Source organism: Actinosynnema sp. NPDC037264 (genome assembly GCF_055603705.1).
This window is the reverse complement of the sequence record NZ_JBVJVK010000044.1, coordinates 26,836-29,908: the sequence shown is the minus strand read 5'-3', so window position 1 is coordinate 29,908 and position 3,073 is coordinate 26,836. Positions and strand designations below refer to the sequence as shown.

The 3,073-nt window shown below is 72.5% G+C and carries 3 protein-coding genes; all 3 read left to right on the top strand.

Annotated features, from left to right (window positions below; translation table 11 throughout):
• The first annotated feature begins 81 nt into the window (after positions 1 to 81).
• The 3 genes from ACZ7GX_RS33365 (at position 82) to ACZ7GX_RS33355 (ending at position 2,903) form a co-directional block, all read left to right on the top strand.
• Entirely contained in the window at positions 82 to 1,629 is a 1,548-nt protein-coding gene (locus ACZ7GX_RS33365; protein WP_498782601.1) for a molybdopterin-dependent oxidoreductase, read from the top strand.
• A gap of 128 nt (positions 1,630 to 1,757) precedes the next feature.
• Complete coding sequence (locus ACZ7GX_RS33360) at positions 1,758 to 2,399, top strand: fasciclin domain-containing protein (protein ID WP_498782599.1); 642 nt, start codon at positions 1,758 to 1,760, stop codon at positions 2,397 to 2,399.
• 120 nt (positions 2,400 to 2,519) lie between these two features.
• Positions 2,520 to 2,903 (top strand): HNH endonuclease, encoded by a 384-nt coding sequence (locus ACZ7GX_RS33355; RefSeq protein ID WP_498782597.1) that lies wholly within the window; start codon positions 2,520 to 2,522, stop codon positions 2,901 to 2,903.
• Positions 2,904 to 3,073 lie beyond the last annotated feature (170 nt).

Below are 3,073 nucleotides of genomic sequence, written 5' to 3'. Positions count from 1 at the left end.
CCCTCCTCCTTCTGCGTGCGCCGAGCCTTGAGCGAAAAAACACCCGGGGAGGGAGAGGGGGCCCACGGGGGTCTGCGTGGCGTGTTGGACTTTCTCCCCCCCCCGGGCCTGATCGCGGTGGCGGCGGCCTCGGCCGCCGGGCACCTCGTCGCCGCGGTCGTCGACCCGCTCGCCTCGCCGTTCCTGGCCGTGGGCAACACGGCGATCGACCTGACACCGCACCCGGTGAAGGACTTCGCGATCCGCACGTTCGGCGAGGACGACAAAGCCGTCCTGCTGGCGGGCATGGCGTTCGTCATCGCCGTCGCCGCGGCGCTCGCCGGGCTGCTGTCCCGCCGGAGCCCGCTGCCGGGGACGATCCTGGCGGTCGGGCTCGGCGTGGTCGGCCTCGCGGCGGTGCTGGCCCGGCCCACCCTGGGCACGGCGGCCGCACTGGCCCCGTTGGTCAGTCTGCTCGTCGGCGTCCTGGTCTTCCGGTGGCTGCACCGGCTCGCGCCCCGTTCGGCGGAAGCCGCTGTGGACGGTGAGGGGACGCGTCCGGTGGACTGGCAGGTGCCCGGCCTGGGCCGCCGCCGCTTCTTGCTCACCTCCACCGCCGTCGCGGCCGCGGCCGGGGCGACCGCCGCCGCGGGCCAGCTCATCGGTGGTCGGGTCGACGTGGAGGCGTCCCGCCGTTCGATCCGCCTCACCCCCGACGTGAGCGCACCGCCCATCCCGGCGGGCGCGGACTTCGCCCGGGACGGGACGCCCGCGTTCATCACGCCCAACGCGGACTTCTACCGGGTGGACACCGCGTTGTCGGTGCCCAGGGTCCGGGCGCGGGACTGGCGCGTGCGCGTGCACGGCATGGTCGACCGCGAGCTCGTGCTCACCTACGACGACCTGCTGGACCGGCCGTTGGTGGAGAAGACGATCAGCCTCTGCTGCGTGTCCAACGAGGTCGGTGGGCCCTACATCTCCACCGCCGACTTCATCGGCGTGTCCCTGAGCGACATCCTCGCCGAGGCGGGCGTGCGGCCGGGCTCCGATCAGCTCGCGACGCGCAGCGTGGACGGCTGGACCTGCGGCACCCCTGTCGAGGACATCATGAGGCCCGGCAGCAACGCGTTGCTGGCCATCGGGATGAACGGCGAACCGCTCCCGGTCGAGCACGGCTTCCCCGTGCGCATGGTCGTGCCCGGCCTGTACGGGTTCGTCTCGGCGACCAAGTGGCTGGTCGACGCCGAACTCACCACGTTCGCCGACTTCGACGCCTACTGGGTCCGACGCGACTGGGCGCGCCGTGCCCCGATCAAGACCATGTCCCGCGTCGACCGGCCGAAGGCCTTCGAGCAGGTGCCCGCGGGGAGGTTCGTCGCCGCCGGGGTCGCCTGGGCGCAGCACAGGGGCGTCGACAAGGTCGAGGTCCGCGTCGACGGAGGTCCCTGGCAGGCCACGACCCTGAGCACGGAGGTCGACGTCGACACGTGGCGGATGTGGCGAGTCGAGCTGGACCTGCCCGCCGGGTCGCACACGCTGGAAGTGCGGGCCACCGACCGCACCGGCCACACCCAGACCGGCGAGCGGGCCGAACCGATCCCGGACGGCGCTTCCGGTTGGCACACGATCGTGTTCACCACCCGGCCTTGACCAGCCGCGACCCGGGAAGTCCGAACTTTCCCGCCGGTCCGCCAATCCGACGCGGCGACGGCGCCGAACCACTCGTGACAAGCCTCGGAGCCCTCGTTCCGAGCATCGTCCACAAAGGAGCACCCCTCATGCGCAACACCCGGCTCGCGTCCGCGATCGGCGTCCTCGCCGCGGCACTGATCTCCGTCACCGCCTGTAGCAGCGAACCGGCCGCGTCGAACACGACGTCGGCGGCGGCTCCGACGACCACGACCACCACCGAGGCGATGAGCGACGGCGTCACCCGGACCAGTGATGTCTTCGGCGCCGGCTGTGCGAGCCTGCCCGCGGACACCGAAGGCTCCCTCGACGGCATGGTCGACGACCCGGTGGCCACCGCCGCGAGCAACAACCCGTTGCTCACCAAGCTCGTGGCCGCCGTCAAGGCCGCCGGCCTCGTCGACACCCTCAACAAGGGCGACGCCGGCTACACCGTCTTCGCGCCCTACGACCCCGCGTTCGACGCCCTCGGCGCGGACGCGCTCAACGCCGTGCTGGCCGACAAGGCCAAGCTCACGACCATCCTGACCTACCACGTCGTGCCGCAGCGCATGGACAGGGACGGCATCGTGTCCTCCGCGAGCCTGCCCACCGTCCAGGGCGGCACCCTCAAGGTCGAGGGCTCCGGCGACAACATCACCGTCAACGGCTCGAAGGTGCTGTGCGGCAACATCCCCACCGCCAACGCCACCGTCTTCGTCATCGACAAGGTCATGATGCCCGCCTCCTGACCCAGGGCGTCCGACGGGAGGGATCGTGGCCGCGTTCCGGCCGCGATCCCTCCGGTCGTGTCCCGGAGGCCGCGGTGGGGCTGCCCGCGCCGGAGGGGTGACGGAGCGTAAGGTTCGCGCATGGCCGTCGGTGGCAGCAGGAGGGCGCGTGCGGCGCGCAAGCGGAAGCGCCGGATGGAGCGCGTCGAGCACGACCTCTCCGTGGCGGAGTGGGCGGCGCTCAAGGAGGCGTGGGGTGGTTGCGCCTACTGCGGGTCGACCGGGGTGCCGCTCCAGAAGGACTGCGTGCAGGCGCTGTCGCGCGGCGGGCGCTACACGCTCGACAACATCGTGCCCGCGTGCGGGTCGTGCAACGCGAGCAAGTGCAACGACGAGGTCACCGGCTGGCTGAGGCGGAAGCGGCTGGACGAGCGGGCGTTCCTGCTGCGCCACGTGGAGGTCAACGCCGAGCTGGCGTCGCGGTTCACGCCCCCGGCCGTCCAGGCGATCGAGGCGCACGACTAGCCGGCGGGACCCGCCACTTCGGCAAGGGCTCCGCATCCCGGGCTTCCGGCCGGGGGAGGGGGGGGGGGGGGGGGGCCCGGAGCCCCCCCCCCCGAACAAAGCGGCGGAAACAATCGAAAAGCGGCTCCCCCCCCCCTGCCAGGAACCTTCTCCGCCGCCCCCGGCTTCCC